The following is a 26,882-nucleotide window of genomic DNA, read 5'->3' as shown; positions in this document are numbered from 1 at the left end:
ATTGCGTCCCGGGGAGGTTGGCGCTGCGCGCCGCGGGATGTCGTACTGCCGGACCGGGACGCGGCGGGTGGCCCGAGGGCACGCGCGTCCTGGGCCCATTGTACCAATCGCGCATTAACAAATTGTTCGCATGCTCTTGACGAGAGCTGCACGGCGTGGCAAACGGCGTACCGTCGCGTGAAGGCGCCTCAGTCACGCGCGGCGCTGGACTGGCGATCCGCGCGGCCGGGAATGGCCTCGAGCATGCGCTTCACGTGCTGCGCCGGGTTCAGGTCCGAATGCACCGCCAGGACGCGGCCATCCTGGCCGATCAGGTAGGACGTGCGGCTCGCCATCTCCGGCTTGCGCTCCAGCGTGGCGGCATAGCTGGCGGCGATCCTGGCGCCGGCGTCGGCGGCCACCGGGAACTTGCCGGCGCAGGTGGCCTTGTCGGCCGAGAACTCGCGCAGCTGCCCCGTGTTGCCGGCGGTCACGCCGATCACCGAGACCCCGCGGGCCTGGAAGTCGTCGACCGCCTGCGAGAACAGCGCGGCCTCGATGTTGCAGCCCGGCGTGTTGGCGGCGGGGAAGAAGTAAAGCACCACCGGTCCGTCACGCAGGGCCTTGGCCAGCGAGTATTCGAACGCCTCGCCGGCAAGCCAGGCCGGCGCGCTGAAGTCCGGTGCGGGATCGCCCGGCTGCAGCGTCGCGCGGGCCTGGAACGAGCAGGCGGAGGCGAGGGCGAGGGCGGCGAGGACAAAGCTGCGCTTGATGGCGTTCATGACGGACTCCAGGGGGTCGGCCGATTCTAGCCCCGTCCGGCTCCCACCCCGCTCAGCGCGGCAGCAGGCGCCGGACCAGGTCCACGAACCCGTCCACGTGCGCCTGCATGAAGGCACGCGTGCCGGCATCGGTGAATTCGCCATCGGCGCCGACGAGGTCGGGCTTGAACTGGATGTAGGCCTCGCCGCCCTGGACCACCGCGCCGAGGATGCCGAGGATCTGCCGCAGGTGCTGCTGGCCCACGGCGGTGCCGATCGCGCCCGGGGTGGTGCCGGTGATCGAAGCCGGCTTGCCGCGCCAGACATTCGCGTCCATCGGCTTGGAACCCCAGTCGATGGCGTTCTTCAGCACGGCCGGCAGCGAGCGGTTGTGCTCGGGCATGACCACGGCCACCGCGTCGGCGGCGGCGATTTCAGCGGTGAAGCGCTCGACCTCGGCCGGGCGCTGGCCTTCGAGGTCCAGGTTGTACATCGGCAGGTCGTCTATGCGCGGCCAGCTGACATCGAAGTCGTCGGGCAGCAGGCGCGCCAGGGCTTCGGCAAGCTTGCGGTTGATGGAGTCGCGGCGATTGCTGCCGACGACGATGGCGAGGCGGTACTGGCCCATGGCGGAGTCCTGTGGATGCGTGGATGCGATGTCCACAGGATGGGGGCGCGGGCGGTCCGCAGCGCGGGTGCCGGGCGCAACGGTCCGTTGCGCGCCGGCGCGCAACGGCCGGGCCCTGGCCTCAGACGCCGAGGCCGGACTCGGGCCCCTTGGCGGCCCTGAGCGCGCGCCTGCGGTCCTCGGCGCTGCGCCAGCGCCGCACGCTGCGCTGAAAGAACAGGCTGTTGGGCACGCGCAGCACGCTGCCGCGCGGCTCGCCGGCGTCGTCCACCTCCTGCAGCGTGGTGTAGACCAGGTTGATGTCGGTGACCCGGCCGCCGAGGCCGGGCTTGTCGCCGCCCTCGAGGATCTCGATGTGGTCGTGCAGCCGGAACGGCCGCGTGGCCAGGATCAGCATCGTGCAGAAGACGTTGGACAGCACGCTCCACGCGGCGAAGAACGCCACCGCGGCCACCGCGGCGAAGCCGGTGAAGGCGGTCCACAGCACGGTTCCGGACACGCCCAGCCGCTGCAGCACCAGCAGCAGCGCCGCGGCGGAGATGAGGAAGGTGATGACGCGCCGCGAGCCGACCACGAGTTCGGGCGGTGCGTCGTAGCGGGCCCAGAGCCGATCGCCGAGGCGCCGCGCGATCACCCGCAGCAGCCACGCGACGAGGACGATCAGCAGGACCTGGCCCAGGGGCACGATCACGCCCAGCCACTCCTGCATCCAGACCGGCAACTGCTGCCCCATGCGGCTCCTGTGTCGCGACGCGCGAAAGATGCGGATTCTCTCAGATCGGGCCAGGGCGCTGGCCACCATGACCACGGTCACGCGTGGCACCGCGAGGCCGGCGGTTAGACTCGCCCCGGGCCCGCGCATCCGCGGGCGCACCGTTCCGCCCCATTCCGCGCCGGAGGTTCCACCTTGAAGATGTCGCTGCTCAGCCTTGCCACCACCCTCGTGCTCACCTGCGGTGCCGTCGCGCCCGCCGTGGCGCATGACCGCTGCCTGGACGAGGCCTGCCACCTGGTGGCCCTGGTCGACGTGGACGCCGCGGGCGCGTCGGGCGGTGCCGTCGCCGCCACCCGCATGGGAACCTGGGGCGTCGACACGGCCGGCATGGACACCTCGGTGTCGCCCGGCGACGACTTCTTCGGCTACGTGAGCGGCACCTGGGCCGCGGACACCGAAATCCCCGCCGACAAGTCGATGTACGGCTCGTTCCTCGCCCTGCGCGACCTGTCCGAGTCGCGCGTGCGCGGGCTGGTGGAGGGCTATGTGGAGCAGGGCGCCGCCGCGACCGGCGACGCGGCCAAGGTCGCCACGCTGTACCGCGGCTTCCTCGACGAGGCCGCGATCGAGGCGCAGGGCGCGAAGCCGCTGGCGCCGCACCTCGACGCCATCCGCGCAGCCGCCGACCGCGACGCGCTGGCCGACCTCATGGGTGCGGCTTCCGGCAGCGTCGGTGCCACGCTGTTCCGCCTCGGCGTCTCCGACGACCAGCGCGATCCGGACCGCTACACGCTGTACATGAGCCAGTCGGGCCTGGGCCTGGGCGACCGGCAGATGTACCTGGACGAGAAGTTCGCGCCGCAGCGCGAGCGCTACGTCGCCTACATCGGCCAGCTGCTCGAGCTGGCCGGCTGGGACGATCCGAAGGGCAACGCGCAGCGCGTCTTCGACTTCGAGAAGGCGGTGGCCGAAGCCCACTGGACCCGCGCCGAGAGCCGCGACCGCAGCCGCACCTACAACCCGGTCGAGCGCGCCGAATTCGCGACCACCGCGCCCGGCTTCGACTGGGAGCGCTTTTTCACCGCCGCGGGCGTCGGCCAGGCCGAGCGTGCGGTGGTCCGCCAGGACAGCGCCATTCCGAAGCTGGCCGCGCTGTTCGCCAAGGCCAACCTCGACACGCTGAAGGCCTGGCAGGCTTTCCACGTCACCGACCAGGCCGCACCGCTGCTGTCCAAGGCCTTCGTCGACGCGCACTTCGACTTCCGTTCGAAGTTCCTGTCCGGCCAGCCGGAGCAGAAGGAGCGCTGGAAGCGCGGCGTGGCGCATGCCGAGGAGGCCATGGGCGAGGCGATCGGCCGCGACTACGTGCAGCTGTACTTCCCGCCGGACGCCAAGGCCAAGATGGACGCGCTGGTCGCCAACGTGAAGGCCGCCATGGGCGCGCGGCTGGACACGCTTGCCTGGATGGGCGAGGACACCAAGACCGAGGCCCGCGCCAAGCTGGCCGGCTTCGGGCTCAAGATCGGCCACCCGGACACCTGGCGCGACTACGCCGCGCTCGAGGTCAGGGAAGGCGACGTGCTCGGCAACGCGCTGCGTTCAGCCGCATTCGAATGGGACTATGACCGCGCGCGCATCGGCCAGCCGGTCGACAAGGCCGAGTGGGGCATGACCCCGCAGACGGTCAACGCCTACTACTCGTCGGTCAAGAACGAGATCGTGTTCCCGGCCGCGATCCTGCAGCCGCCGTTCTTCGATCCCGACGCGGATCCGGCGGTGAACTACGGCGGCATCGGCGGCGTGATCGGCCACGAGATCATCCACGGCTTCGACGACCAGGGGCGCAAGTCCGACGGCGCCGGGCTGCTGCGTGACTGGTGGACGGCGGACGACGCCGCCAAGTTCGAGGCCGAGGCCGCGAAGCTGGGCGCGCAGTACGAGGCCTATGCGTTCCCGCAGCTGCCGGGCATGCACATCAACGGCAAGGTGGCGATGGGCGAGAACATCGGCGACCTCGGCGGCCTGACGATCGCGCTGGAGGCCTACCGCCGCTCGCTCGACGGCAGGGACGCGCCGGAGATCGACGGTTTCACCGGCGAGCAGCGCTTCTTCATGGGCTGGGCCCAGGTGTGGCGCACCCTGTGGCGTGACGATGCGCTGCGCCAGCAGCTGGTCAACGGCACGCATTCGCCGGGGCACATCCGCGCGTTCGCGCCGCTGCGCAACATCGATGCCTGGTACGACGCGTTCGACGTGAGCGAAGGCGACAAGCTGTACATCGCGCCGGAGGATCGCGTCCGGATCTGGTGACGCCGCCGCGTCTCCATGTGCAGGAAGGGGCGGCCATCTGGCCGCCCCTTTTCATTGGCACCCGTTCCGTGGCGTAATCGGGCACCCACGTCGTCCGTCCCACCGAGGTCCGCAGTCCGCACAGCCACAGGAGCCAGCCACGCGATGCATCCGGAAGTGATCAGCGAGGAATACGGGATCCCCGCCGCCCAGGCGAGGGACATCATCGGCCGCGAGACGCGGCGGGCGCTGCTGCAGCGCTGGCAGGCATGGGCATGGCTCACGCTCACGGCGGGACTGGCCACCGCCCTGTACCTGGCGCAGCCCGGCAACGGCCTCTGCGCACTGGCCATCGGCGGCGGCGCACTGCTGGTCTGGTACCAGGTCGGGCGCTTCCTCGCCGAGCCGGCGGTGCATGCCGCCGCGCGGGACCGCTCGGCCGCTTGACCGCGGTCAGGGTCCGGCCCTGCCGGCCATCCTAGGCTTGCACGCTCCCGTCCGATCCGGAGCGCTGCATGTCCGAGCCGTCCATCCTCATCGTCGGTGCCGGCCCCGCCGGCCTGTGCCTGGCGCGCGCGCTGTCGCTGCGCGGGCTGGAGGTCGACGTGATCGAGCGCCAGCCGCGGTCGGCGATCGCCAGCCCGGCGCCTGACGGGCGCGAAATCGCCCTCACCCGTGGCTCGCTGCGCATCCTTCGCGAGCTCGGGGTCCTCGACCGGATCGAGGCCAGCCGCGTGCATCCGCTGGTGCGCGCCAGGGTGGCCGATGGCGATGCCGGCGAGGGCTTCGAGGTCGATGCCGCGCCGTTCGGCCATGAGGCCCTGGGCAACCTGATCGCCAACAGCGACATCCGCGCCGCGGCCTGGGCGATGGTCGAAGCGGATCCGCGCATCCGCGTGCACTTCGATGCGTGCGTGGCATCGGTTACCGCGGGTTCGCGCAGCGCCGCCGTGGTGCTCGAGGACGGGCGGCGCTTCGAAGCGCCGCTGCTGGTGGCGGCCGACAGCCGCTTCTCGGCCACCCGCCGGGCGCTGGGCATTCCCGTGGCCATGCACGACTTCGGCAAGACCATGCTGGTCTGCCGCGTCCGACCGGAACTGGCGCACGGTGGCGTGGCCTGGGAATGGTTCGGCGAGGGCCAGACGCGCGCCCTGCTGCCGCTCGGCGAATGCCTGGCCTCCGCGGTGCTCACCGTCACCGGGGCCGAAGCGGAGCGCCTGGTGGCGCTGGATCCCGCGGAGTTTTCCCGGGAGCTGGAGCAGCGATATCGCGGCCGCTTCGGCCGCATGGTCCTCGAAGGCGAGGTGCACGCCTGGCCGCTGGTCGCGACCTGGGCGCACCGCTTCGTCGGCCAGCGCTTCGCACTCGTCGGCGACGCCGCCGTCGGCATGCATCCGGTCACCGCGCACGGCTTCAACCTCGGCCTGGCCAGCGTCGAACGCCTGGCCTCGATCGTGGCCGAGTCGATGGCGCGCCATGGCGATCCGGCGGAACCCGGCCTGCTGGCGCGCTACCAGCGGCGCCACCGCGCCGGCTGCGCCGCCCTGTTCCTCGGAACCGGGCTGGTGGTGCGTGTGTTCACCGACGACCGCGCGCTGCTGCGGCCGCTGCGCCGCGCGATCATCGGGGCCGGACGCGCGCTGCCGCCGCTGCGCCGCGCGCTGGCCGACGTGCTGCTCGATGACGGACCCGTCGATCCGACGCCGCTGGAGCGCCTGCGTCGTGGCCTGGCGGTGCTGCGGCCCAGGGCCGCCGGCGGCCCGCGGCTACAATGAACGGCCCCACGCACGCTGGAGCCGCCATGCCCGCCATCCCCGCCTGCCCGCAATGCGGACTGGAGAACACCTATGCCGATGGCGCCCTGCTGGTCTGCGCCGACTGCGGCCATGAGTGGGCGCCCGGCGACGGCGCGGCGGGCGATGCCCCGGTGGTGCGCGACGTCAACGGCAATCCGCTGGCGGCCGGCGATACCGTGGTCGTGATCAAGGACCTCAAGGTCAAGGGCTCGTCGATTCCGCTCAAGCAGGGCACGGTGATCCGCAACATCCGCCTGGTCGAGGACGACGCCGAGCACATCGAGGGCCACTCCGACCGGATCAAGGACCTGGTGCTGAAGACCTGCTTCCTGCGCAAGGCCTGATTCCCATGGACGCGGCGTCCGCCCTCGACATGGCCCCGGCACCGGGTCGCCGCGTCGCCGTCGTCGGCGGCGGGCCGGCCGGGCTGTTCGCGGCCGAGCGGCTGCGCGCGGCGGGCTGCGAGGTGCACGTCTTCGAGGCCAAGGGGTCGGTGGGCCGCAAGTTCCTCGTCGCCGGCAAGGGCGGCCTCAACCTCACCCATTCCGATCCGCCCGCGCTGTTCGCCAGCCGCTACCGCGAGCGCGCCGGCGAGGTGGCCGGCTGGCTGGACGCCTTCGACGCCGACGCGCTCCGCGCCTGGGCGCTTGGCCTGGGCGTCGAGACCTTCGTGGGCAGCTCGGGCCGGGTCTTCCCCCGCGACCTGAAGGCCGCACCGCTGCTGCGCGGCTGGGTACGCCGGCTGCGCGCCGAGGGCGTGCAGCTGCACGTGCACCACCGCTGGACAGGCTGGACCGACGGCGGAGGCCTGCGCTTCGAGGCGCCGGGCGGCGAGCGGATCTTCGAGGCCGATGCGACCGTGCTCGCGCTGGGCGGCGGCAGCTGGCCGGAGCTGGGCTCGGACGGCGCGTGGCAGGACCTGCTGCGCAAAGCCGGCATCGACCTCGCGCCGCTGCGACCGGCCAACTGCGGATTCGACGTGGACTGGTCGGCGCATTTCGCGCAGCGCCACGCCGGCGCCCCGCTGAAGCCGGTCATCGCGCACTGGCGCGAGACCGACGACAGCCTGCATGCGCTGCAGGGCGAGTGCGTGGTCTCCGCGCACGGGATCGAGGGCAGCCTGGTCTATGCCATCTCGGCGGCGCTGCGGGACCGGATCGAGCGCGAGGGGCACGCGGTCGTCGAGCTGGACCTCGCCCCCGGTCGCGACAATGCGCGCCTGCGGGGCGAACTCGCGCGCCCGCGCGGCAAGCGCAGCCTGTCCGAACACCTGCGTCGCGCCGCCGGCCTGGACGGCGTCAAGGCGGGCCTGCTGCGCGAGGTGCTCGGCGCCGACGCCCTGCATGATCCGCAGGCCGTGGCCGCCGCGGCCAAGCGGCTGCCGCTGCGCCTGCGCGCGCCCCGGCCCATCGCCGAGGCGATCAGCAGCGCCGGCGGCGTGCGCCTGGAGGCGCTGGATGCGGAGCTGATGCTGCGCGCGCGGCCGGGAACCTTCGCCGCGGGCGAGATGCTCGACTGGGAGGCGCCGACCGGGGGCTACCTGCTGACCGCCTGCTTCGCCAGCGGCCACGTCGCGGCCGGCGGCGTGCTGCGCTGGCTGTCCCGGGCCTGACGCCGTCGGCAGCCCGATGGGGCATGCTGCTCCGTCCAGATCCGAACCGTGAGAGGCAACCATGAAGCGCGGACCCGTCCTGACCTGCCTGCTCGCGGCGCTCGTACTCGGGGGCTGCGAGCGCGCACCATCGGGGCCCGCCGGGCCTGCCGCCGGGGCTCACGTCGCGTCGCCGGTCACGCCCGACGCGACGCCCACGACGGTGCTCCCGCCGGCCTTCGTGGTGTCGACCAACGAGCCGTTCTGGCAGGCCCGCGTGGAAGACAGCGCGGTGGTGCTTGACGGACCCGAAGTCGCGGGCCGGCGCTTCGCGATCGAGCGCGAGGAGCCCGGTGACGGCACGCGCGTGGTCCATGCCCGCGACGGCGCCGGGACGATCGAGGTCCGGCTCGCCCCCGGTCCCTGTCAGGACAGCATGTCGGGCGCGGTTTTTCCCTACTCGGGCGAACTGGTCGTCGACGGCGTGGGCCCGACGCGCGGGTGTGCGCGTCCGGCGGACATGCCGCCGCCGCGGCCGTCGCAAGGCTGAGGCGAGCCGGGCGCGTCGGCGAACGCGCCCGCAGCCTCAGCCGCGAGCCGCAGCCAGGGTGTCGGCGGGGACCGCCCTTGGCGCCACCCGGCCGGGTTCGACCAGGATGGTGTCGCCCCAGTCGCTGGGCAGGATGATCGCCACAGGGCGCCCGCTGGCCGTGGCGTCGCCGAGCGCGACCGCGTGGGCCGCCATGGTCGCCTTGAACCGGCTGTGGAAGACCTCGTCGAACGTCGCGCCGCAGACCTGGAAGCCGGCCGCAAGCTGCTTGATCTCGACCATGGGCGTGCCTCGATGTTGGGGGAGCCCCGGCCCAGCTTCACGACTTGCTCAAGGTCGCGGCCGTTTCCGTTGCTGAGCGGCATCCGTGACCGGTGCAGGGCCGTGCTGCCGGGGCGTCCCAAGCTTGCGCCACCACCGTCCGGTCGCCCGTCGGCGACTTCGCGTTTCCGGGGTAGGAATAATCCGAATCAGCGCGGCGAAGGCTCGACCACGGGCTCGTCTTCGGGAAGCAGGTCTTCGCTCGCGTGGGCCCGCTGCTCGGCCACCAGGTGCGCGTCGAGGTCGCGGTTGACCGACATGTCGGCCGCGGCCTCGCGCGGATGCGGGTGCGGGTGCGGGTGCGGCGCCGGCGCTGCGCCGTCCACGAGCTCGGTCGTGTACTGGATGTTGCGCGGCGTCCGCACGCCCGCGTCGGCCAGGCCCGTGCGCACGGCGTGGATCGCCTCGCTGCGCACCTTGCCGAGGTCGCACTGGCGCTGGTCGACCCAGGCGAAGAAGCGCAGCGTGATGCCGCCGGCGTCATAGGCATCGACGGTCCATGACGGACCGGGATCGCTGGCCACGCCGTCGATCGCACGGATCGCGTCGAGCGCGATCTCCTGCACGTGGCGGATCGATTCCTCGACGTCGAGCGGGATGGTGAACTCGAGGCGCCGCTTCGGATTGCTGGAGAAATTCAGCACCACCGACTTGAACACCAGCGCATTGGGAAGCGTCAGCCGGTTGCCATCGTGGGTCACCAGGACGGTGGCGCGCGAGGTCAGGGCCGCGACCTTGCCTTCGTGCGCATTGTCGATGCGCAGCAGCTCGCCCGGCGCGAACGGACGGCGGATGCTGAGCAGCACGCCGGCGACGTAGTTCTCGGCGATGTCCTTGAAGGCGAAGCCCAGCGCGAGGCCGATCACGCCGGCCGAACCCATCACCGCGCCCACCAGCGCGGTTGCGCCGAGCAGGTCGAGCGCGACCAGCACGCCGCCCAGCAGGACCAGCCACTGCACCAGCTGCTGCACCAGGCTGGCGAAGAACGGATTCTCCGACTGCCAGTTGCGGCGCGCGATGCGGGCGCCCAGGCGACGGCCCAGCCACTTGCCGAACCACCAGGCCAGGGCCACGACGGCGATCGCGACCAGCAGCAGGGGCAGGGCGGCGAGCAGCCGGGTCACCTTGTCCAGTGCCAGTTCCGAGGCGGTGGCGACGCGGTCGGTGAAGCGCGTGCTGAGGACGACGCGGTTGTCGACGCGGGCGATGCCCGGCTGCTGGGCGGCCACCTGCGCGGCACGTTCGCGGTCCTCCGGCGCCAGGACCACGCCCTGGAGCTCGGCCACGCCGTCGCGCACGGTGACCGAAACGTCGGCCAGGCCCGTGTCCTGCAGGCGCTGGGCCAGGCGGCGGCTCTCCAGCAGGTCTCCGGACACGGCTTCAGCCGTGTCGAGAGGATCACCCGCATCGGGCAGTCCAGCCGCATCGGGCAGTCCGGCCGCATCACGCAGGCCGGCCGCATCGGGCAGTCCAGCCGGTGGCGCGGCGTCCTGGGCCGACGCGGCCCCGACGCCCAGGGCGAGTGTGAACAGGAGGGCGGCGAGGGGTCCGGAAAGGCGGGTGCGCATGGATCAATGCTCGCATGCCGCGGTGAAGGCTGCGCCTGCGGGACGTCGCGGCCGGCCTGCCCGGACGCCGCACTTGTGCACGCCATCCACCGCCCCGATAACCGAAGCTGGAGCCACCGTGACGTGCAGGAGCAGACCATGGCCACCGGCTGGGCAGGCGACGGCGCCGTGCAGGACCAGATCGACGCGACGGTGAAGGACGCCATCGAGCGCGCGCGCAGCCGCCTCGGGACCGGTCCGGGGCGCGCCGCGTGCGAGGAGTGCGAGACCCCCATCCCCGAGGCACGCCGCAAGGCGGTGCCCGGCGTGCGGCTGTGCGTGGCCTGCCAGGAGGCGCTCGACGAGGAGGAGGCCGGGCACGCCGGCTACAACCGCCGCGGCAGCAAGGACAGCCAGCTGCGCTGAGGCGGCGCTGCTAGGCTTCGCGTCCGGATGCGACGGGAGAACCGGGTGGCGATCAAGGGACAGGGACCCGGCTGGCTCCAGGGCGTGCTCGCCCGCCTGCGCGGTGGGCCCGCGGTGGATCCGACCGGGCTTCCGCTGCCGCCTGCGCGCCTGCGCCGCCATCGCGGCTACGTCTCGTTGCAGTTCGTGCGCGGCCAGACCCAGAGCCGAATGGCCGCCGGCGATCCCGACCGCCTGCTGGTGGACTACACGCGGAGCATGCTGGCGGCGCTGCTGTGGCAGCCGCGACCGGCGCGGATCGGCATCGTCGGGCTCGGCGGCGGGTCGCAGGTCAAGTTCCTGCATCGCCACGTCGCGCAGGCACGGCTCGAGGTCGTGGAAAACCATCCCGGCGTGATCGCGCTGCGCCGGGACTTCGGCATCCCGGACGACCACGCGCGCCTCGAGGTCGTGCTCGACGATGGCGCCCGCTTCATCGCGGCCAGGCCCGGGCGCTACGAGGTGCTGCTGGTGGACGGCTACGACGCCGCGGGCATTCCACCCGCGCTGTCGACGCCGGCCTTCCACGCCGCCTGTCGCGACGCGCTGGTGCCCGGCGGCGTCATGGCCAGCAACCTGCACGGCGATGACCCGGAGCCGCGCATCCGGCGGCTGCGCGATGCCTTCGGCGCGGACCGGGTGCTGGTCGTCGAGGAGGAGAAGATGAGCAACCGCGTCGCCTTCGCCTGGACCGGGGCGGCTCCCGATGGCGGCGACGCCTGCATCGCCGCCGTCGACGCGGCGCTCACCGGCGAGGCCCGGCGCGAGCTGGCCGTCGCCATCGAACGCATCGCGCAGGCGCTGCGCCGTCGCGGGGCAGGGCCGTGCGCGAACTGATCGCGCTGCCCGCCGGCATGTTCGACGCGCTGCGCGCCGCCTACGCCACGCCCCCGCGCGCCTACCACCATTTCGGCCACGTGGAAGCGCTGCTGGGCCACTTCGACGAGGTCGCCGCCGGTCCGGGCTGGGCGCGTCCGCGCGAGGCCTGGCTGGCGATGCTCTATCACGACGCCGTCTACCAGCCCGGCCGCCGCGACAACGAGGCGCGATCGGCCGAACTGGCGGCGCAGGGCATCGCGCGCTGGCTGCCCGACGCGGGCCTGGACGTGGCACATGTCGTCGACCTGATCGAGCTGACCGCCCGCCATGGCGCGCTGTCGCCGGAGGCGCTCGGCGACGGCCCAGACGGCAACGACCGCCGTAACTTCCTCGACTGCGACATGGCCATCCTCGGCGCCGATGCCGCCGCCTTCGACGCCTACGACCGCGCGATCGCGGAGGAATACCGCGACGCCGTGCCCGGCTGGCTGTACCGGATCAACCGGCGGCGCTTACTGCGCGGCCTGCTGCGCCGTGAACGCATCTATCTCGGCGACTTCTTCCACGCGCGCCTGGACGCCGCGGCCCGCGCCAACCTGCGCCGCGCCCTGGGCGGGCGGGACTGACGAGCGACGACAGGACCGACCTGCGACGCAGGGCTCGCGCGCCTGCCATGGGCCGCGGGTATCCTGTGCACGATGGCGAAGCTCCTGCTCAACATGCGGATGGTGCCCGAGGACGAGGCGGACGAGGTCCGCGGCTTCCTGCGTGCGCACGCCATCGCCTTCCACGAGACCAGGCCCAGCCGCTGGGGCATCTCCTACGGCGGCATCTGGGTGTCCGAGGACGCCGATTACCCGCAGGCGCGGCGACTGATGGACGACTACCAGGCGGCCCGCCAGTCGCGCGCGCGCGCCGAACATGCCCAGGCGGTGGAGGACGGCAGCGCGGACACGTTTGCCGACATGTTCCGCCGCGAGCCGCTGCGGGTGCTTGCGGTACTGCTGGGCATCGTCGGCCTGCTGCTGCTCGTGGCGCTGCCGGTGGTGCTGCTGGGGCGGGCCGGGACGTGAGCCCGAGCCGGCCGGGCAGGACACCCTACTGGCCGGACCGCTCCGCCCTGCGCAGGCGGCGCAACGCAAGACGGGCCTTCTGGCTGCTGGCCGTGCTGGTGCTGGTGCTGCCGTGGTTCGGCTACCAGCATGTGCGCGACTGGCTGCGCCCGGGCGCGGATGCAAACCGTCGTGCAGTCGACGGAGCGGTCGAGAGCATGTCGGCCCAGGTCATTCCGGCCGGGAGCACCGAGGCCGGAGCGCCGCTGGTCGCGAAACCGGCTGGTGATGCGGGCAACCCCGACGGCGACGCGGACAACCCCGACGGCGACGCGGCCGCCGGGCTCGACGCCATCGACCGCGACGCACGGGCCGGCGACGGCGCGGCGGCCGTCGCGCGGCTGGCCGACCTCGGGGCCGAGGTGCATCGCCAGGTCCTTCTGGCCGACCGGGGCAGCGCGATCCGCCGCGAGGCCGCGCGCCGCGACGTCGCCGACATTCCCGGCGTGCGCGCGGCGGGCTGGGTGGACCGCATGACCATGCTGCTGGTGATGGCGTCGCGCGGCACCGGGCACGCGACCATCGCCGAGGCCTGCCGCCGCCTCGGCACGCACGGCGACGTGGCCGGCCTCGCGGTCCGCGTGCAGGAAGTCGCGGGCGACCAGGTCTCGGCCGGCGCGCTGCTGGGCGAGTGCAGGCCGGGTAACGGCGCGTCCGCGGGCGGCGGCCCGATGCAGCCGTTCCCCGGCGCTCCGCTGCGCGCCGCGCAGGGTGGGGCGGAAGCGGACGACGAAGATCCCGAAGCCGCGGACGCGCGGCGCCGGCGCGCCGAAGAGAGCCTGCGCATCCTCAGCGAGACCACGCCCGAACTTCCCACGGCTCCGCAACCCCGGGTCGACCCCTGACGCGCGGTGGTCGCCGAGCGCTTATCATCGGCGCGCACCCGACGCCCCCCGGACTCCCGCTTGGAACTGCTCGACCGCTTCGCCATCGCCGTGCTCGCGCTCGGCTGCCTCGTGTCCGCCGGCTGCGCGCGCGACGACGTGCCCGCCGCCGGCCAGGACCAGCCGCCCGCGACCAGCGCGCCGACGCCGTCGCCGCGCAATTCGCTTGAGCCCGATCCCGGCAAGGCGCCGACCGAGCGCGCCGCGCCGCCCACCCTGCAGCCAGTGGCCATCGGCCGCTTCGTGCCGGCCGACCGCGTCTCCACCGCGATGACCGGCGCGCTGGACATCGGCGACTCGCGGATCACCGGCGAGAACGGCGCGGCCTTCGTCACCGAGCGCATGGCCATCGTGCGCGGTGGCGACGAATACAGCGCCGGCGAGCGCTACGCCGACATGATGAGCATCGACGCCGGCCAGCCGGTGGAGCTGCGGCGCGTGCTGGACGAAGTGCGCGCCGACGGCCAGGGCTTCTGCGGCAGCATGAAGACCGGCTTCCTGGCGCTGGCCAGCTACGAGGAGGCCGGCATCCGCGTCGTCAAGCTGCTCGCGCTGCAGGGCGACGGCATTCCCGCCGCCACCGCCACCGATACCCGGCTGTGCGCCGCGACGAGCTACGAAGCCGCGCGCTGAGTCAGGCCACCGTGCCCGCCGCGTGGCCCGAGGCCCAGGCCCACTGGAAGTTGTAGCCGCCCAGCCAGCCGGTGACGTCGACCACTTCGCCGATGAAATACAGGCCCGGCACGCTGCGCGACATCATCGTCGTCGATGACAGCCCGTCGGTGTCGACGCCGCCGAGCGTGACTTCCGCGGTGCGGTAGCCCTCGGTCCCGCTGGCCACCACCGGCCACGCCGACAGCGCGGCGGCCGCGCGCGCCAGCATCGGCTCGTCGAACTGGCGCAGCGGCCGGTCCCCCAGCCAGTGCTCGCACAGCCGCTGCGCGAAGCGCTTGGGCATGCGTTCGGCCAGCACGGTGCGCAGTTCGCTCGCAGGACGCGCCGCGCGCTGCGCGCGCAGGAATTCCAGGGCGTCCAAGCCGGGCAGCAGGTCGATCGCCAGCGGCTGGCCCGGTTCCCAGTACGAGGACACCTGCAGCATCGCCGGCCCGCTGAGCCCGCGATGGGTGACCAGCATCGCGTTGCGGAAGCACGGGCCGCGCGCGACGGCCTCGACCTCGAGCGCGACGCCACTGAGCCCTTCCAGGCGCTCCGCGTGGCTGCCGGTGAGCACCAGCGGCACCAGGCCTGCGCGCGTCGGTAGCACCGCGTTGCCGAACTGTTTCGCCAGCGCATACCCGAAGCCGCTGCCGCCCAGGCTCGGGATCGACAGTCCGCCGCTCGCCACCACCAGCGACGCCGCCGCGACCCGCCCGCGGGCGGTGTCGACGAGGAAGCCGTCCCCCTCCCGCGTCACCGCGTGCACGTCGCAGCCGGTCTCGATCGAGACCCCGGCATCGCCGCATTCGTCGAGCAGCATGCGCACGATCTGCTTCGAGGACTCGTCGCAGAACAGCTGCCCCAGCTCCTTCTCATGCCACGCGATGCCGTGGCGGTCGACCATGTCGATGAAGTCGGCGGGTCGATACCGCGCCAGCGCCGACTTGCAGAAGTGCGGATTGGCCGAGATGAAGTTGGCGGCCGTGGTGCCGGTATTGGTGAAATTGCAGCGGCCGCCGCCCGACATCAGGATTTTCTTGCCCGGCCTGTTGGCGCGCTCGATGACCCGCACGCCGCGTCCGCGCCGGCCCGCGGTCATCGCACACATGAGCCCGGCGGCGCCGGCCCCGATGACCAGCACATCGCATGAAATCGTCATCGCGACAGGATAGCCCGGCGGTCTCCCGCCACGACGCCCCGATGAGCCCGAAGTAGAATGTCCCGATGCACGATCAGCCAGATCATCCGCCACCTCGCCAGCCCACGCTCCGCGCACAGCGAACGAACGCGCACACAGGGATGCGCCCGTGACCTGGCTGGGCCTGGTCGCGGTCATCATCGGGCTCTACCTGGCGTTCAAGGTCGCCGGCGTCGTGCTCAAGCTCGCGCTGTGGGTGCTGATCGTGGTCGCCGCCTACTGGTGGCTGGCGCCGATGTTCGGCTGGCCGCCACTGGACGAGGTGATCCACGTGCTGGGCCCCTGAGGGCCCAGGCCTTTACTCCGGGCGCGGGCCCTTGCGGTGCGGCGTCCGCGGCGGGAACGGTTTCTTGCCGAAGGTCTTCTTCGCGAAGGGCTTCCGGCCCGGCACCTTGCCGGCCGTGTCCGGCGCATCCCCGTCCCGGGTGATCCGCAGCTGCTGTCCCGCGCACCAGACGCCCTTGAGGTGCGTCATGGTCTCCTGCGGCATGCCGTCAGGCAGGTCGATCAGGCTGTGATCCTCGAAGATCTCGATGCGGCCGATGTGCTTCGCCTCGAGGTTGGCCTCGTTGGCGATGGCGCCGACGATGTTGCCCGGCTTCACCCCGTGGTCGTAGCCGACCTCGACCCGGAACGTCTGCATGCCGGCCTGGGGCGGGCGTGCCGTGCGCTCCTTCTTCGGGAACGCGGGCCGGTCACCGCGGTCGCCGCGCTCGGGGCGCTCGGGACGGCCGGGGCGGTCGCGGAAGCCGCGATCCTCGCCGAACGCCGGCGCCGGCCTCGGGTCGCGCTTGGGCGCCTCCATCAGCAGCGGCACGTCGCCGCGCGCCATCTTCGCCAGCGCCGCGGCGATCTCCACCGCCGGCACGTTGAACTCGCGCTCGTAGTCCTCGACCAGCGACTGGAACAGCGTCAGCCCGCCCGCGGCCAGGGTGTCGGTGATCGACTGCTTGAACTTGCCGATGCGCGCGTCGTTGACGTTCTCCACCGTCGGCAGCTCCATCTGCTCGATCGGCTGGCGGGTGGCGCGCTCGATCGAGCGCAGCATGTTGCGCTCGCGCGGGGCGATGAACAGGATCGCCTCGCCGCTGCGCCCGGCGCGGCCGGTGCGGCCGATGCGGTGGACGTAGCTCTCGGTGTCATAGGGCACGTCGTAGTTCAGCACGTGGCTGATGCGGTCGACGTCCAGCCCGCGCGCGGCGACGTCGGTCGCGACCAGGATGTCGACCTTGCCGTCCTTCAGCTGGGCGATGGTGCGTTCGCGCTGCGCCTGGGCGATGTCGCCGTTGATCGCCGCGGCGGCGAAGCCGCGGGCCTGCAGCTTCTCGGCCAGCTCCTCGGTCGCGATCTTGGTGCGCGTGAACACGATCATGCCGTCGAAGGGTTCGGCCTCGAGGATCCGGGTCACCGCGTCGAGCTTGTTGGTGCCGCTGACCATCCAGTAGCGCTGGCGGATATTGCGCGCGGTGCTGGTGGCGGACTTGATCGCGACCTCGACCGGGTCCTTCAGGTAGGTCTGCGCGATGCGCCGGATCGGCGGCGGCATGGTGGCCGAGAACAGCGCCACCTGGCGCGTCTCCGGCGTGCGCGCGAGCACCGCCTCGACGTCGTCGATGAAGCCCATGCGCAGCATCTCGTCGGCCTCGTCGAGCACCAGCAGGCGCAGCTCGGAGATGTCCAGCGAACCCTTCTCGAGGTGGTCGATGACGCGCCCCGGCGTGCCGACGATCACCTGCACGCCGCGACGCAGCGCCTGCAGCTGCGGCCCGTAGCCTTGGCCGCCGTAGATCGGCAGCACCTGGAAACCAGGCAGGAAGGCGGCGTACTTCTGGAAGGCTTCGGCGACCTGGATCGCCAGTTCGCGCGTCGGCGCCAGCACCAGCACCTGCGGCTTGCGCGCCGTCGGGTCGAGGCGGGCCATGGCCGGCAGCGCGAAGGCCGCGGTCTTGCCGGTGCCGGTCTGCGCCTGGCCAAGGACGTCGCGGCCGGCCAGCAGCGGCGGGATCGTCGCGGCCTGGATCGGCGAAGGGGCTTCGTAGCCCACCGCGGTCAGGGCCTGCAGCAGGGGCTGCGGCAGGCCAAGATCGGTGAACAGAATGGTGGGGGCGTCGGAACTCATCTGCGGCCTCGATGCGGCCGGGACGGCCTTGCGGGCTGCGATTCTACGCCGCGTGGCGCATCCGTGCCGTCACCGCAGGCGCGTCGCGAGCCGCTGGCCGAGGCGGACGGCGGTTTCCGCGCCCAGCCCCGGGGCGAGCGCGGCCACCCCCGGGGGCAGCAGCACGATCACCGTCGAGCCGTAGTTGAAGCGCGCCATTTCCTGGAAGCGCGCGAGTTCGACCGTGGCGCCGCCCATGTAGTCCTTGCTGGCCACGCGATCACCGTAGGCGGGGATTTCCTCGCCGCTCCAGACGGTTTCCACGCCCGAGACCAGCAGGGCGCCGACCATCACCACCGCCATCGGCCCGAAGTCGGTGGCGAAGTGGCAGACCAGGCGCTCGTTGCGTGCGAACAGCCGCGGTACCCGGGCCACCGCGTCCGGTCCGACGCTGAAGAGCCGGCCCGGCACGTGGACGGTACGCAGCAGGCGGCCGTTCCAGGGCATGTGCACGCGGTGGTAGTCGCGCGGCGAGAGATAGACCGTGGCGAACACGCCACCGTCGTAGGGCGCGGCGGCGGTCGCGTCGGCGAGCAGCTCGGCGGCGGTGAACGAGCGGCCCTTGGCCTGGAAGATGCGTCCGTCCTCGATCGGGCCGCACTGGCTGATGCGGCCGTCGGCCGGCATCAGGATCGCGTCCGGATCGGGGTCGGCCACGCGCGCGCCCTCGCGCAGGCCGCGGGTAAAGAAGGCATTGAACGTGGTGTAGGCCGCGGGGTCGGACTGGGCCGCTTCCGACAGGTCCACGCCGAAGCGCCGCACCACGGTGTCGATCAGCCAGGCGCGCAGACGCGGATGGTCCGAATAGGCCAGCCGGCGCGCCGCCCCCGACAGCAGGCGGTGCGGAAGCGCATAGGTCAGCGCGGTGACCAGGCTCACGGCAGCGCCTCGCCGGTGAGCGCGGCCAGGTCGCGCGCGATCGCCGCCGGATCCAGCGGTCCCTGCACCACGCCGGCCATCCGGCCTTCGGCGTCCAGCACCGCGAGCGCGGCGGAATGGTCGATGGTGTAGGCGTCGTCGGGCGCGCCGTCGGGCCCGGGCACCTTCATGAACACCAGCGACAACGAGCGCGCGAAAGCCTCGAGCGCGGGCACGTCGGCGGTCGCGGCCAGGGTGTCGCGGTGGAAGAACGCCGCGTATTCGCCGATGCGGTCCGGGCTGTCGCGCTCGGGATCGACCGAGACGAACAGCACCCGCGGCCGGCGGGCCTCCGGCAGCGCTTCCCACGCCGTCTGCGCGCGCGCCAGGTCGGCCAGCGTGGTCGGACAGACGTCGGGGCAGTGGGTGAAACCGAGGAACACCAGGGTCCAGTGGCCGTGCAGCTCGCCGGGCACCAGCTGGGTGCCATCGGACTGCTGCAGGGTGAACGGCGGCAGTTCGCGTGCCTGCGGGAACAGGCGCACGGTTTCCAGTTCGGGGCCGGCCGGTTGACCGGGGCTGCCGAACCAGCGCTGCGAGGCGACGAGGCCAAGGCCGGCGGCGAGGGCGATCACCAGCACGATCAGGATGCTGCGGTTGAACATGGTGCCTCGTGGCGTCGGGGGCGGGCCATCATAGCGGCCCGCGGGAGGGCAGGGCATCGCTTCCCTATATACTGCGTGGCCCCGGCGGAAAGCGCCGCGAACGCGCACCATGACCACCCACCAGCTCCAGACCATCATCGACCTGATCCGCTACGGTGCCAGCCGCTTCAACGCGGCCGGGCTGACCTTCGGCCACAGCTACGACAACGCGCTGGACGAGGCCACCCAGCTCACCCTGCACGCGCTGCACCTGCCGCACGACCTGAGCCCGGTGTACGGCCAGGCGCGGGTGACCGAGGCCGAGAAGGAGGAGGTGCTGGCGCTCTTCATCCGCCGCATCGAGGAGCGCATCCCGGCCGCCTACCTGTGCGGCGAGGCCTGGTTCGCGGGGCTCAGCTTCAAGAGCGATCCACGCGCGCTGGTTCCGCGCTCGCCGATCGCCGAACTGATCGAGTCGGGCTTCGAGCCCTGGCTGGCGGGCCGCGACGTGCGCCGCGCGCTGGACCTGTGCACGGGTTCGGGCTGCATCGCGATCGCGATGGCGCACTGGAACCCGGACTGGCATGTCGACGGCGTCGACCTGAGCGACGAAGCGCTGGCGCTCGCCGGCGAGAACGAGCGCCGCCTCGACGTGCACAACACCCGCTTCCTCCGGTCGGACCTGTTCTCGGCGCTGCAGGGCGAGCACTACGACCTGATCGTCAGCAACCCGCCCTACGTCACCAACGACGAGACCGACGCGCTGCCGCGCGAGTATTCGTACGAACCCGAGATGGGCCTGCGTGCCGGCGACGACGGCCTCGACCTGGTGCTGGAGATCCTGCGCGACGCGCCGCTGCACCTGTCCGAGGACGGCCTGCTCATCTGCGAGGTCGGCGAGGCCGAGCGCGCGCTGTCGCGCCTGCTGCCGGAGCTGCCGCTGATGTGGGTGGAGTTCAAGGTCGGGCAGATGGGTGTGTTCGTGGTCGAGCGCCACGACCTGGTGACCCACAACGCGCGCATCGCCCAGCTGGCGGCCGAGCGTGGGCGCGGCACGCCCGCGCAGGCGTCCGCCGCGCGGGCCGCATCGCCGACGCCCGCGCCGCCGCATCCGGCAGCCGGCATCGATCCGGACAGCCTGTTCTGATGGGCCTGCCCGCGGGCCTGGCGCGCGGGGCGCGGCCGTGAACAGCTTCGGGCAGCTGCTGCGCGTCACCACCTTCGGTGAATCCCACGGGCCGGCGATCGGCTGCGTGGTCGATGGCTGCCCGCCCGGCATCGCGCTGGCGCCGGGCGACTTCGCGCGCGACCTCGGGCGCCGCGCCACCGGGCGCACCCGGCATACCTCGGCGCGGCGCGAGGACGACGCGATCGAGATCCTGTCCGGCGTCCACGAGGGCCTGACCACCGGCACGCCGATCGCCCTGCTCGTGCGCAACACCGACGCGCGCAGCCGCGACTACGCCGCGATCGGCGCCCGGTTCCGCCCCGGCCATGCCGATTACACCTATTGGCACAAGTACGGCATCCGCGACCCCCGCGGCGGCGGCCGCAGCTCGGCGCGCGAGACCACGATGCGGGTCGCCGCGGGCGTGATCGCCAGGAAGTGGCTGGCCGAGCGCCACGGCGTGACCGTCCGCGGCCATCTCGCGCAGATCGGCGAGGTCACGCCGCGCGGCTTCGACTGGGACGCGGTCGAGGGCAATCCGTTCTTCTGGCCCGATGCCGCGCAGGTGCCGGAGCTCGAGCGCTACATGGACGCGCTGCGCAAGTCCGGCGACTCGGTCGGCGCGCGCGTCACCGTGGTCGCCGACGGCGTGCCGCCGGGCTGGGGCGAGCCGGTCTACGGCAAGCTCGACGCCGGCATCGCCGCGGCGATGATGTCGATCAACGCGGTCAAGGGCGTGGAGATCGGCGACGGCTTCGCCAGCGTCGCGCAGCGCGGCAGCGTGCATCGCGACGCGATGACGCCCGAAGGCTTCCTGTCCAACCACGCCGGCGGCGTCCTGGGCGGCATCAGCAGCGGCCAGCAGGTCACGTGTTCGGTGGCCTTCAAGCCGACGTCGAGCCTGCGCCTGCCGGTGGCGGGCCTGGACGTCGATGGCCAGGTCGTGGACATCGTCACCACCGGCCGCCACGACCCCTGCGTCGGCATCCGCGCGACGCCGATCTGCGAGGCGATGCTGGCCCTGGAGCTGATGGACCAGGCGCTGCGCCACCGCGCCCAGTGCGGCGACGTCGGCGCGGTATCCCCGCGCATCCCGGCGGCGCCGGACGGCGCGCGCCATGGCTGAGACGCGACCCCGCATGCAGCGGCCGCGGGTCTGGGTGTCGCAGCCGCTGTATCCGGATATCGAGTCGCGCCTGGACGCCTGGTTCGACGTCACGCGCACGCCGGTCGTCACCGACCACGCCCCGGCGGCGATCGCGGCGGCGCTGGCTGCGTGCGACGGCGCCCTGGTCACGCTCAACGACCGCATCGGCGAAGCCGAGATCGCCCGCGCTCCGCGGCTGCGCGCCGTGGCCAACGTCGGCGTGGGCTACAACAACCTCGACGTCGCCGCCCTGGCCGCGCGCGGGATCATCGCCACCAATACGCCCGGCGTGCTGACCGAAACCACCGCCGACTTCGGCTTCGCGCTGATGATGGCCGCGGCGCGGCGCATCACCGAAGCCGAAGCCTGGCTGCGCGAGGGCCACTGGCAGGGCTGGGGCTTCCACCAGCTGCTTGGCGCCGGGATCCACGGCAGCACGCTTGGCATCCTCGGCATGGGGCGGATCGGGCAGGCCATCGCGCGGCGCGCCCTGGGCTTCGGCATGCGCGTGCTGTACCACAACCGGACGCGGCTGCCGGATGCCATCGAGCAGGCATGCGCGGCGCGCTGGGTGGCGCGCGACGCGCTGCTGGAAGCAGCGGACCACCTGGTACTGGTGCTGCCGTACTCGGCGCAGACCCACCACATCATCGACGGCGCCGCGCTGGCGCGCATGCGCCCGACCGCGACGCTGACCAACATCGCCCGCGGTGGCCTGGTCGACGAGGACGCGCTCGCCGACGCCCTGCAGTCGGGCCGGCTGGCCGCGGCGGGGCTGGACGTGTTCGAAGGCGAGCCGGCGGTCAATCCGAAGCTGCTTGCGTGCCGCAACGTGGTCCTGACGCCGCATATCGCCAGCGCGAGCCTGTCCACGCGCCGCGCGATGGTGTCGCTGGCGGTGGACAACCTGATTGCCGCGATGGGCTTCGGGCCGGATGCAGGGCGACCGCCGAGCCCCGTGGGCGGGTAGGGCCGGATCGGCCCGCCCCGCGGCAGCACGTAGAATGCGGCGATGTTCACCAGCATCGCCGCCTACCGTTTCGTCGCCATCGACGACCCCGCCGCCGTCGTCGCCCGGGTGCGCGCGCTTGCGGAAGAATTGGCGCTGCTCGGTACCGTGCTGGTCGCGGACGAAGGCATCAACCTGTTCCTGGCCGGCGAGGCCGGCGACGTCCAGGTCTTCCTCGCGCGCTTGGGCGAGGATCCGCGCTTCCATGCGCTCGAGGCCAAGCTGAGCCGGAGCCAGACCCGCCCGTTCGCGCGGCTCAAGGTCAAGCGCAAGCCGGAGATCATCAGCTTCCGCCGCGAGGGTGCGTCGCCGCTGGATGGTCGGGCGCCCGCCGTCGCGCCGCGCGACCTGGCGCGCTGGATCGGGCAGGGCCACGACGATGCCGGCCGCCGGCTGGTGCTGCTCGACACCCGAAACCGCGAGGAGGTCGGCCACGGCAGCTTCGCCGGCGCCCTGACCCTGCCGATCGACAGCTTCACGGCACTTCCCGGCGCGCTGGAAGCGCATCGCGATGCGCTGGCCGATGCCACCGTGGTCGGGTTCTGCACCGGCGGCATCCGCTGCGAGAAGGCGGTCAACTGGATGCGCGGTGCCGGCTATCCCCACGCGCTTCAGCTCGAGGGCGGGATCCTGGGCTGGTTCGAGGCCATGGGCGACTTCGGCTACGAAGGCAGCTGCTTCGTCTTCGACGAGCGCATCGCCCTCGATCCGGCGCTGGGCGCCGCTGCCGACGCCAACGGGCGATAATGACCAGCTGCGCGGCGCCGCCGCGCGAAGACGAAACCGGAGTGGCAATGGGCAGGCAATACAGGGTGGCCGTGGTCGGTGCGACCGGCACGGTGGGCGAAACCATGCTGTCGATCCTGGCCGAGCGCGGCTTCCCGGTCGCGGAGCTGGTCGCCCTGGCCAGCGCCGCATCGGCCGGCTCGACGGTGGCGTTCGGCGACGACGAGGTGCTGGTGCGCGATCTGGCCGGCTTCGATTCCGCGGGCGTGGATATCGCGCTGTTCTCCGCCGGCGGTGCCGTCTCGAAGGAATACGCGGCGAAGTTCGCCGCCGCGGGCGCCGTGGTGATCGACAACTCCTCGGCCTTCCGCATGGATGCCGACGTGCCCCTGGTGGTCGCCGAGGTCAATCCGCAGGCGGCGCGCCAGCGGCCGCGCGGCATCATCGCCAACCCGAACTGCTCGACCATGCAGATGGTGGTCGCGCTGGCGCCGATCCACCGCGCCGCGGGCATCGAGCGCATCAACGTCGCGACCTACCAGTCGGTGTCGGGCGCGGGGCGCCAGGCGCTGGAGGAGCTCGGGCGGCAGACCGCCTCCCTGCTCGGGTTCCAGGGCGCGGAAGCCAACCGCTTCCCGGTACAGATCGCCTTCAACCTGATCCCGCACATCGACGAGTTCATGGACAACGGCTTCACCCGCGAGGAGATGAAGCTGGTCTGGGAGACGCGCAAGATCCTCGGCGACGACGCGATCCAGGTGAATCCGACGGCGGTGCGCGTGCCGGTGTTCTACGGGCACGCCGAGGCCATCCACGTCGAAACCCGCGAGAAGCTCACCGCCGCGCAGGCGCGCGCGCTGCTGGAAGCGGCGCCGGGCGTGGAGGTCGTGGACGAGCGTGTGCCGGGCGGCTATCCGACGCCGGTGACCCACGCCTCGGGCAACGATCCGGTCTATGTGGGCCGCATCCGCGAGGACATTTCGCACCCGCGTGGACTCGACCTGTGGGTGGTCGCCGACAACATCCGCAAGGGTGCGGCCTTGAATGCGGTCCAGGTCGCGGAACTGGTGGCGGGCGAGGGCTGATGGCGCGTCCGCGTTGCCAGCGCAGTGCCGGGGCCGCTAGAGTCCACGCGACATGACGGGGGAAGGCGTGACCACGACACCGCGATTGCAGCGAGCACTGCGCTGGGCGGCCCTGTGCGGGCTGGCACTGGTGCTGTTTGCCGGCCAGGTACTGGCCCTCGGGCTCGGCCGCATCGAGGTCAAGTCGCGTGCCGGCGAGCCGCTGCTGGCCGAGATCCAGGTCGTGTCCAGCGATCCGGCCGAGCTCGACCAGCTGCGCGCCCGCCTGGCGTCGCCGGAGACCTTCCGCCGGATCGGCCTCGCCGCGCCGGATGCGGTGGTGTCCGGGCTCGAGTTCGCGGTGGCGCTGGATGCACGCGGCAACCCGGTCATCCGCGTCACCACGCGCGAGCCGGTGACCCAGCCGGCGCTCACCTTCCTGGTCGAGGTCGACTGGGGTCAGGGCCGCCTGGTGCGCGAGTATTCCGCGCTGGTGGACGCGCCGCAGACCGTCTCCGCGCCGGCCCAGCCGGCGATCGAGGCACCGGTCGCGGTGCCGTCGAACGCGATCGTGCGCACGCCGACCGCAGCCGACGCCGACCCGGCGCCGGCGGACGAGGTCCGCGAGGAGACGGCGGCCGCCGATCCGGCACCGACGCCGGCGCCGCAGGCCGGGGCGGCCGAAGCGGCCCCACAGCGCGCGACCGCGACCCCGGCAACCGCCGCGCCAGCCGCCGCGTCCACGCCTGGCGAATACGGCCCGGTCCGCGCGGGCGAAACGCTCGGCGCGATCGCCGACGGCCTGGCCGGTGACGGGGTCAGCCGCGAACAGGCCATCGTGGCGCTGTTCCGCGCCAATCCTCAGGCCTTCATCGCCGGCAACCTGAACCTGATGCGCCAGGGTGCGGTGCTGCGCATCCCGGATCGCGGCGAAATCGCGGCGCTGGACCCGCGCGAGTCCCGCGCGCTGATGCGCGAGCAGATCGCCGCCTGGCGCGACATGACCCGGCCGGCTCCGCAGCCCGATGCCGCGCAGCCCGGCGCCGACGAGGCGACGGCGGCGGCTCCCGTCGCGCGCCAGGAGGAGCCCGCCGCGGCGACGCCCGCGCAGCGGACCGCGGACGCGCGGCTCGAAATCGTGCCGCCGTCGGCCGGCGACGGCCAGCAGGCAGGCATACGATCCGGCATCCAGGCCGGTGGCGAGGGCGAGATGCTTCGACAGGAACTGCAGCAGGAGCTGCAACAGCGCCAGGAAACCCTGGCCGCACGCGACGCCGAAGTGGCCGAGCTCCGGGCGCGCGTCGCCGACCTCGAGCGCCTGCAGGCCCAGCAGGCGCAGCTGCTGACGATGAAGGACAGCGAGCTTGCCGCGGTCCAGGAGCGTCTGGGCACTCCTCCGGAGACCGCCGTGGCGACTGGACCCGAGGGCTCGGCTGCAGCGGGCCTGCCCTGGGTCTGGATCGGCCTGGGTCTACTGCTCGTGGCCGCCGCCGCCTGGCTGCTGGTCCGCCGCGCGCCGAAGGCGTCTCCGCGCCCGCGCTTCGATACCGCCACCCTGGCCGCGGCCTCGCCGCCGCGCGGCGGCGGCGCCGACGCACCGGCCCCGCCGGTCGCGCCGCCACCGGCTCCGGTCGGTGTCCCGGCATGGCATGCGGACAGCGCCGTCCCGGCGACGCCGTCCGACGCCGTGCCGGCAGCGCGCGACCCCGGCGCGGCCGCGGACGACGCGGCGGCCATCGCGGCGCTCGATCCGGCGCCCGGCGGCAGCGAGCGCATCGAACTGGCCCGGGCCTACCTGGACCTGGGCGATACCGACACCGCCCGCGACCTGCTGCGCGAAGTCGCCGAGGCCGGGGATCCGGCCGCTCGCGCGGAAGCATCGCGCCTGCTGGAAGGCATCGCCTGACGGACGAGCCATGGCCGCGGTCGCCCGCGGCGCGGCCGGTCCGTCGACGCACGCCATGCGCTACGCCCTGGGCATCGAGTACGACGGCGGCGGTTTCCTGGGCTGGCAGCGGCTGACTCCGCACGGCGTCGACAGCGCGGACACCCTGCAGGCGGCGCTGGAAGGGGCACTGTCGAAAGTGGCCGACGCGCCGATCGCCACCACCTGCGCCGGCCGCACCGACGCCGGTGTCCACGCCCGCTGCAACGTGGTGCATTTCGACAGCGCGGCGGCGCGCAGCCCGCGCAACTGGGTCATGGGCACCACGTCGCTGCTGCCACAGGCGATGTCGGTGCGCTGGTGCCAGGAGGTCGGCGACGACTTCAACGCGCGCTTCTCGGCCCGTGCGCGCCGCTACCGCTACAGCATCATCAATCGCCCCGTCCGCCCCGCGCTCGGCCGCCAGTACCTGGCCTGGATGAAGAAGCCGCTGGACGCGGGCGCCATGCACCGCGCCGCGCAGCGTCTGGTGGGCGAGCACGACTTCTCCGCGTTCCGCACCGTCCATTGCCAGGCGCCGCACGCGCGCCGCGACCTGCAGGCGATCCGCGTCTGGCGCGATGGCGACGTGGTGGCGGTGGAGGTGCAGGCCAATGCTTTCCTGCATCATATGGTCCGCAACATCGTCGGTTCCCTGCTCGAAGTCGGTGGCGGATCCAGGCCTGAGGACTGGATCGCCGAGGTCCTCCAGGCGCGCGACCGCCGCCTGGCCGGGCCCACCGCTCCGCCGGGTGGCCTGGTCTTCCTGGCCCCGCTTTACCCGGCCGAGTGCCGCCTTCCCGCCGAGGTCACGCTTGCGCCCCCTGGCGCCGGCATGGACACGGCATCCCCCACGTTCCCGGCGTCCTGAC

The 26,882-nt window shown here is 72.7% G+C and carries 28 protein-coding genes and 1 pseudogene; 20 read left to right on the top strand and 9 right to left on the bottom strand.

Annotated features, from left to right (window positions below):
* Window positions 1–188 precede the first annotated feature (188 nt).
* From JGR68_RS08620 to JGR68_RS08610, 3 genes are all read right to left on the bottom strand, one after another.
* Window positions 189–761: a peroxiredoxin gene (locus tag JGR68_RS08620; RefSeq protein WP_199361847.1), complete on the bottom strand. Its 573-nt coding sequence runs from the start codon at window positions 759–761 to the stop codon at window positions 189–191.
* A 52-nt stretch (window positions 762–813) separates the two neighbouring features.
* Complete coding sequence (locus tag JGR68_RS08615; RefSeq protein WP_199361848.1) at window positions 814–1,368, bottom strand: NADPH-dependent FMN reductase; 555 nt, start codon at window positions 1,366–1,368, stop codon at window positions 814–816.
* A gap of 121 nt (window positions 1,369–1,489) precedes the next feature.
* On the bottom strand, window positions 1,490–2,101 hold the full coding sequence (locus JGR68_RS08610; protein WP_199361849.1) for a mechanosensitive ion channel family protein: 612 nt from the start codon (window positions 2,099–2,101) through the stop codon (window positions 1,490–1,492).
* A 180-nt stretch (window positions 2,102–2,281) separates the two neighbouring features.
* Between JGR68_RS08610 and JGR68_RS08605 the strand changes: the two genes are divergently transcribed.
* The 6 genes from JGR68_RS08605 (at window position 2,282) to JGR68_RS08580 (ending at window position 8,309) form a co-directional block, all read left to right on the top strand.
* Window positions 2,282–4,393 (top strand): M13-type metalloendopeptidase, encoded by a 2,112-nt coding sequence (locus tag JGR68_RS08605; protein ID WP_199362243.1) that lies wholly within the window; start codon window positions 2,282–2,284, stop codon window positions 4,391–4,393.
* A gap of 144 nt (window positions 4,394–4,537) precedes the next feature.
* On the top strand, window positions 4,538–4,819 hold the full coding sequence (locus JGR68_RS08600; protein ID WP_199361850.1) for a hypothetical protein: 282 nt from the start codon (window positions 4,538–4,540) through the stop codon (window positions 4,817–4,819).
* 68 nt (window positions 4,820–4,887) lie between these two features.
* Window positions 4,888–6,147, top strand: a complete 1,260-nt coding sequence (gene ubiM, locus JGR68_RS08595) for a 5-demethoxyubiquinol-8 5-hydroxylase UbiM (protein WP_199361851.1) — start codon at window positions 4,888–4,890, stop codon at window positions 6,145–6,147.
* Window positions 6,148–6,173: 26 nt separating this feature from the next.
* On the top strand, window positions 6,174–6,512 hold the full coding sequence (locus JGR68_RS08590) for a zinc ribbon domain-containing protein YjdM (protein WP_199361852.1): 339 nt from the start codon (window positions 6,174–6,176) through the stop codon (window positions 6,510–6,512).
* A gap of 5 nt (window positions 6,513–6,517) precedes the next feature.
* Window positions 6,518–7,780, top strand: coding sequence for a TIGR03862 family flavoprotein (locus tag JGR68_RS08585; protein ID WP_199361853.1), 1,263 nt, complete (start codon window positions 6,518–6,520; stop codon window positions 7,778–7,780).
* Between the two features lie 61 nt (window positions 7,781–7,841).
* A complete protein-coding gene (locus JGR68_RS08580; RefSeq protein ID WP_199361854.1) occupies window positions 7,842–8,309 on the top strand; it encodes a hypothetical protein in 468 nt (155 codons plus the stop codon).
* 36 nt (window positions 8,310–8,345) lie between these two features.
* Here the strand turns inward: JGR68_RS08580 and JGR68_RS08575 are convergent, their stop codons facing one another.
* Complete coding sequence (locus JGR68_RS08575; protein ID WP_199361855.1) at window positions 8,346–8,591, bottom strand: hypothetical protein; 246 nt, start codon at window positions 8,589–8,591, stop codon at window positions 8,346–8,348.
* A gap of 188 nt (window positions 8,592–8,779) precedes the next feature.
* Entirely contained in the window at window positions 8,780–10,198 is a 1,419-nt protein-coding gene (locus JGR68_RS08570; RefSeq protein ID WP_199361856.1) for a mechanosensitive ion channel domain-containing protein, read from the bottom strand.
* 138 nt (window positions 10,199–10,336) lie between these two features.
* Between JGR68_RS08570 and JGR68_RS08565 the strand changes: the two genes are divergently transcribed.
* From JGR68_RS08565 to JGR68_RS08540, 6 genes are all read left to right on the top strand, one after another.
* A complete protein-coding gene (locus JGR68_RS08565; protein WP_199361857.1) occupies window positions 10,337–10,603 on the top strand; it encodes a DksA/TraR family C4-type zinc finger protein in 267 nt (88 codons plus the stop codon).
* Window positions 10,604–10,630: 27 nt separating this feature from the next.
* Window positions 10,631–11,479 (top strand): transferase, encoded by an 849-nt coding sequence (locus JGR68_RS08560; protein ID WP_199361858.1) that lies wholly within the window; start codon window positions 10,631–10,633, stop codon window positions 11,477–11,479.
* Window positions 11,480–11,496: 17 nt separating this feature from the next.
* Window positions 11,497–12,087: a hypothetical protein gene (locus JGR68_RS08555; protein WP_199362244.1), complete on the top strand. Its 591-nt coding sequence runs from the start codon at window positions 11,497–11,499 to the stop codon at window positions 12,085–12,087.
* Window positions 12,088–12,159: 72 nt separating this feature from the next.
* On the top strand, window positions 12,160–12,534 hold the full coding sequence (locus JGR68_RS08550; RefSeq protein WP_199361859.1) for a DUF6164 family protein: 375 nt from the start codon (window positions 12,160–12,162) through the stop codon (window positions 12,532–12,534).
* Complete coding sequence (locus tag JGR68_RS08545) at window positions 12,531–13,418, top strand: hypothetical protein (protein WP_199361860.1); 888 nt, start codon at window positions 12,531–12,533, stop codon at window positions 13,416–13,418. The genes JGR68_RS08550 and JGR68_RS08545 overlap by 4 nt, the downstream gene beginning before the upstream one ends.
* A 60-nt stretch (window positions 13,419–13,478) precedes the next feature.
* Window positions 13,479–14,090, top strand: a complete 612-nt coding sequence (locus tag JGR68_RS08540; protein WP_199361861.1) for a hypothetical protein — start codon at window positions 13,479–13,481, stop codon at window positions 14,088–14,090.
* Window position 14,091: 1 nt separating this feature from the next.
* On the opposite strand, the gene JGR68_RS08535 is transcribed toward JGR68_RS08540, so the two are convergent.
* Window positions 14,092–15,273 carry an NAD(P)/FAD-dependent oxidoreductase gene (locus JGR68_RS08535; protein WP_199361862.1) on the bottom strand — a complete coding sequence of 394 codons (1,182 nt, stop codon included), beginning with the start codon at window positions 15,271–15,273 and terminating at the stop codon, window positions 14,092–14,094.
* A 148-nt stretch (window positions 15,274–15,421) separates the two neighbouring features.
* On the opposite strand from JGR68_RS08535, the gene JGR68_RS08530 reads away from it, so the two are divergent.
* Window positions 15,422–15,598 (top strand): hypothetical protein, encoded by a 177-nt coding sequence (locus tag JGR68_RS08530; RefSeq protein WP_199361863.1) that lies wholly within the window; start codon window positions 15,422–15,424, stop codon window positions 15,596–15,598.
* Between the two features lie 12 nt (window positions 15,599–15,610).
* On the opposite strand, the gene JGR68_RS08525 is transcribed toward JGR68_RS08530, so the two are convergent.
* From JGR68_RS08525 to JGR68_RS08515, 3 genes are all read right to left on the bottom strand, one after another.
* Window positions 15,611–17,431, bottom strand: a complete 1,821-nt coding sequence (locus JGR68_RS08525; protein WP_199361864.1) for a DEAD/DEAH box helicase — start codon at window positions 17,429–17,431, stop codon at window positions 15,611–15,613.
* A gap of 69 nt (window positions 17,432–17,500) precedes the next feature.
* The gene (asd, locus tag JGR68_RS08520; protein WP_199361865.1) at window positions 17,501–18,349 is read right to left on the bottom strand and encodes an archaetidylserine decarboxylase; all 849 of its coding nucleotides are present in this window, start codon (window positions 18,347–18,349) and stop codon (window positions 17,501–17,503) included.
* Complete coding sequence (locus JGR68_RS08515; protein ID WP_199361866.1) at window positions 18,346–18,993, bottom strand: SCO family protein; 648 nt, start codon at window positions 18,991–18,993, stop codon at window positions 18,346–18,348. Before JGR68_RS08515 ends, asd begins: the two co-directional genes overlap by 4 nt.
* A 109-nt stretch (window positions 18,994–19,102) precedes the next feature.
* On the opposite strand from JGR68_RS08515, the pseudogene prmB reads away from it, so the two are divergent.
* The 7 genes and pseudogenes from prmB to truA all read left to right on the top strand — a co-directional run.
* Window positions 19,103–20,017 (top strand): annotated as a pseudogene (prmB, locus tag JGR68_RS08510) (50S ribosomal protein L3 N(5)-glutamine methyltransferase); the annotation flags it as partial.
* A gap of 139 nt (window positions 20,018–20,156) precedes the next feature.
* On the top strand, window positions 20,157–21,266 hold the full coding sequence (gene aroC / locus JGR68_RS08505; RefSeq protein ID WP_199361868.1) for a chorismate synthase: 1,110 nt from the start codon (window positions 20,157–20,159) through the stop codon (window positions 21,264–21,266).
* Window positions 21,259–22,257 carry a D-glycerate dehydrogenase gene (locus JGR68_RS08500; RefSeq protein ID WP_199361869.1) on the top strand — a complete coding sequence of 333 codons (999 nt, stop codon included), beginning with the start codon at window positions 21,259–21,261 and terminating at the stop codon, window positions 22,255–22,257. The genes aroC and JGR68_RS08500 overlap by 8 nt, the downstream gene beginning before the upstream one ends.
* Before the next feature lie 42 nt (window positions 22,258–22,299).
* Window positions 22,300–23,043 (top strand): rhodanese-like domain-containing protein, encoded by a 744-nt coding sequence (locus JGR68_RS08495; protein WP_199361870.1) that lies wholly within the window; start codon window positions 22,300–22,302, stop codon window positions 23,041–23,043.
* A 47-nt stretch (window positions 23,044–23,090) separates the two neighbouring features.
* On the top strand, window positions 23,091–24,107 hold the full coding sequence (locus JGR68_RS08490; RefSeq protein WP_199361871.1) for an aspartate-semialdehyde dehydrogenase: 1,017 nt from the start codon (window positions 23,091–23,093) through the stop codon (window positions 24,105–24,107).
* Window positions 24,108–24,174: 67 nt separating this feature from the next.
* The gene (locus JGR68_RS08485) at window positions 24,175–25,992 is read left to right on the top strand and encodes a FimV/HubP family polar landmark protein (protein WP_234446470.1); all 1,818 of its coding nucleotides are present in this window, start codon (window positions 24,175–24,177) and stop codon (window positions 25,990–25,992) included.
* Between the two features lie 55 nt (window positions 25,993–26,047).
* Complete coding sequence (gene truA / locus JGR68_RS08480) at window positions 26,048–26,881, top strand: tRNA pseudouridine(38-40) synthase TruA (protein ID WP_199362245.1); 834 nt, start codon at window positions 26,048–26,050, stop codon at window positions 26,879–26,881.
* The last annotated feature ends 1 nt before the right edge of the window (window position 26,882 follow it).

Source organism: Luteimonas sp. MC1750, assembly GCF_016615955.1.
Taxonomy (GTDB): Bacteria; Pseudomonadota; Gammaproteobacteria; order Xanthomonadales; family Xanthomonadaceae; genus Luteimonas.
The sequence above is the reverse complement of the archived record's forward strand: the minus strand, read 5'-3'. Positions and strand labels throughout refer to the sequence as shown.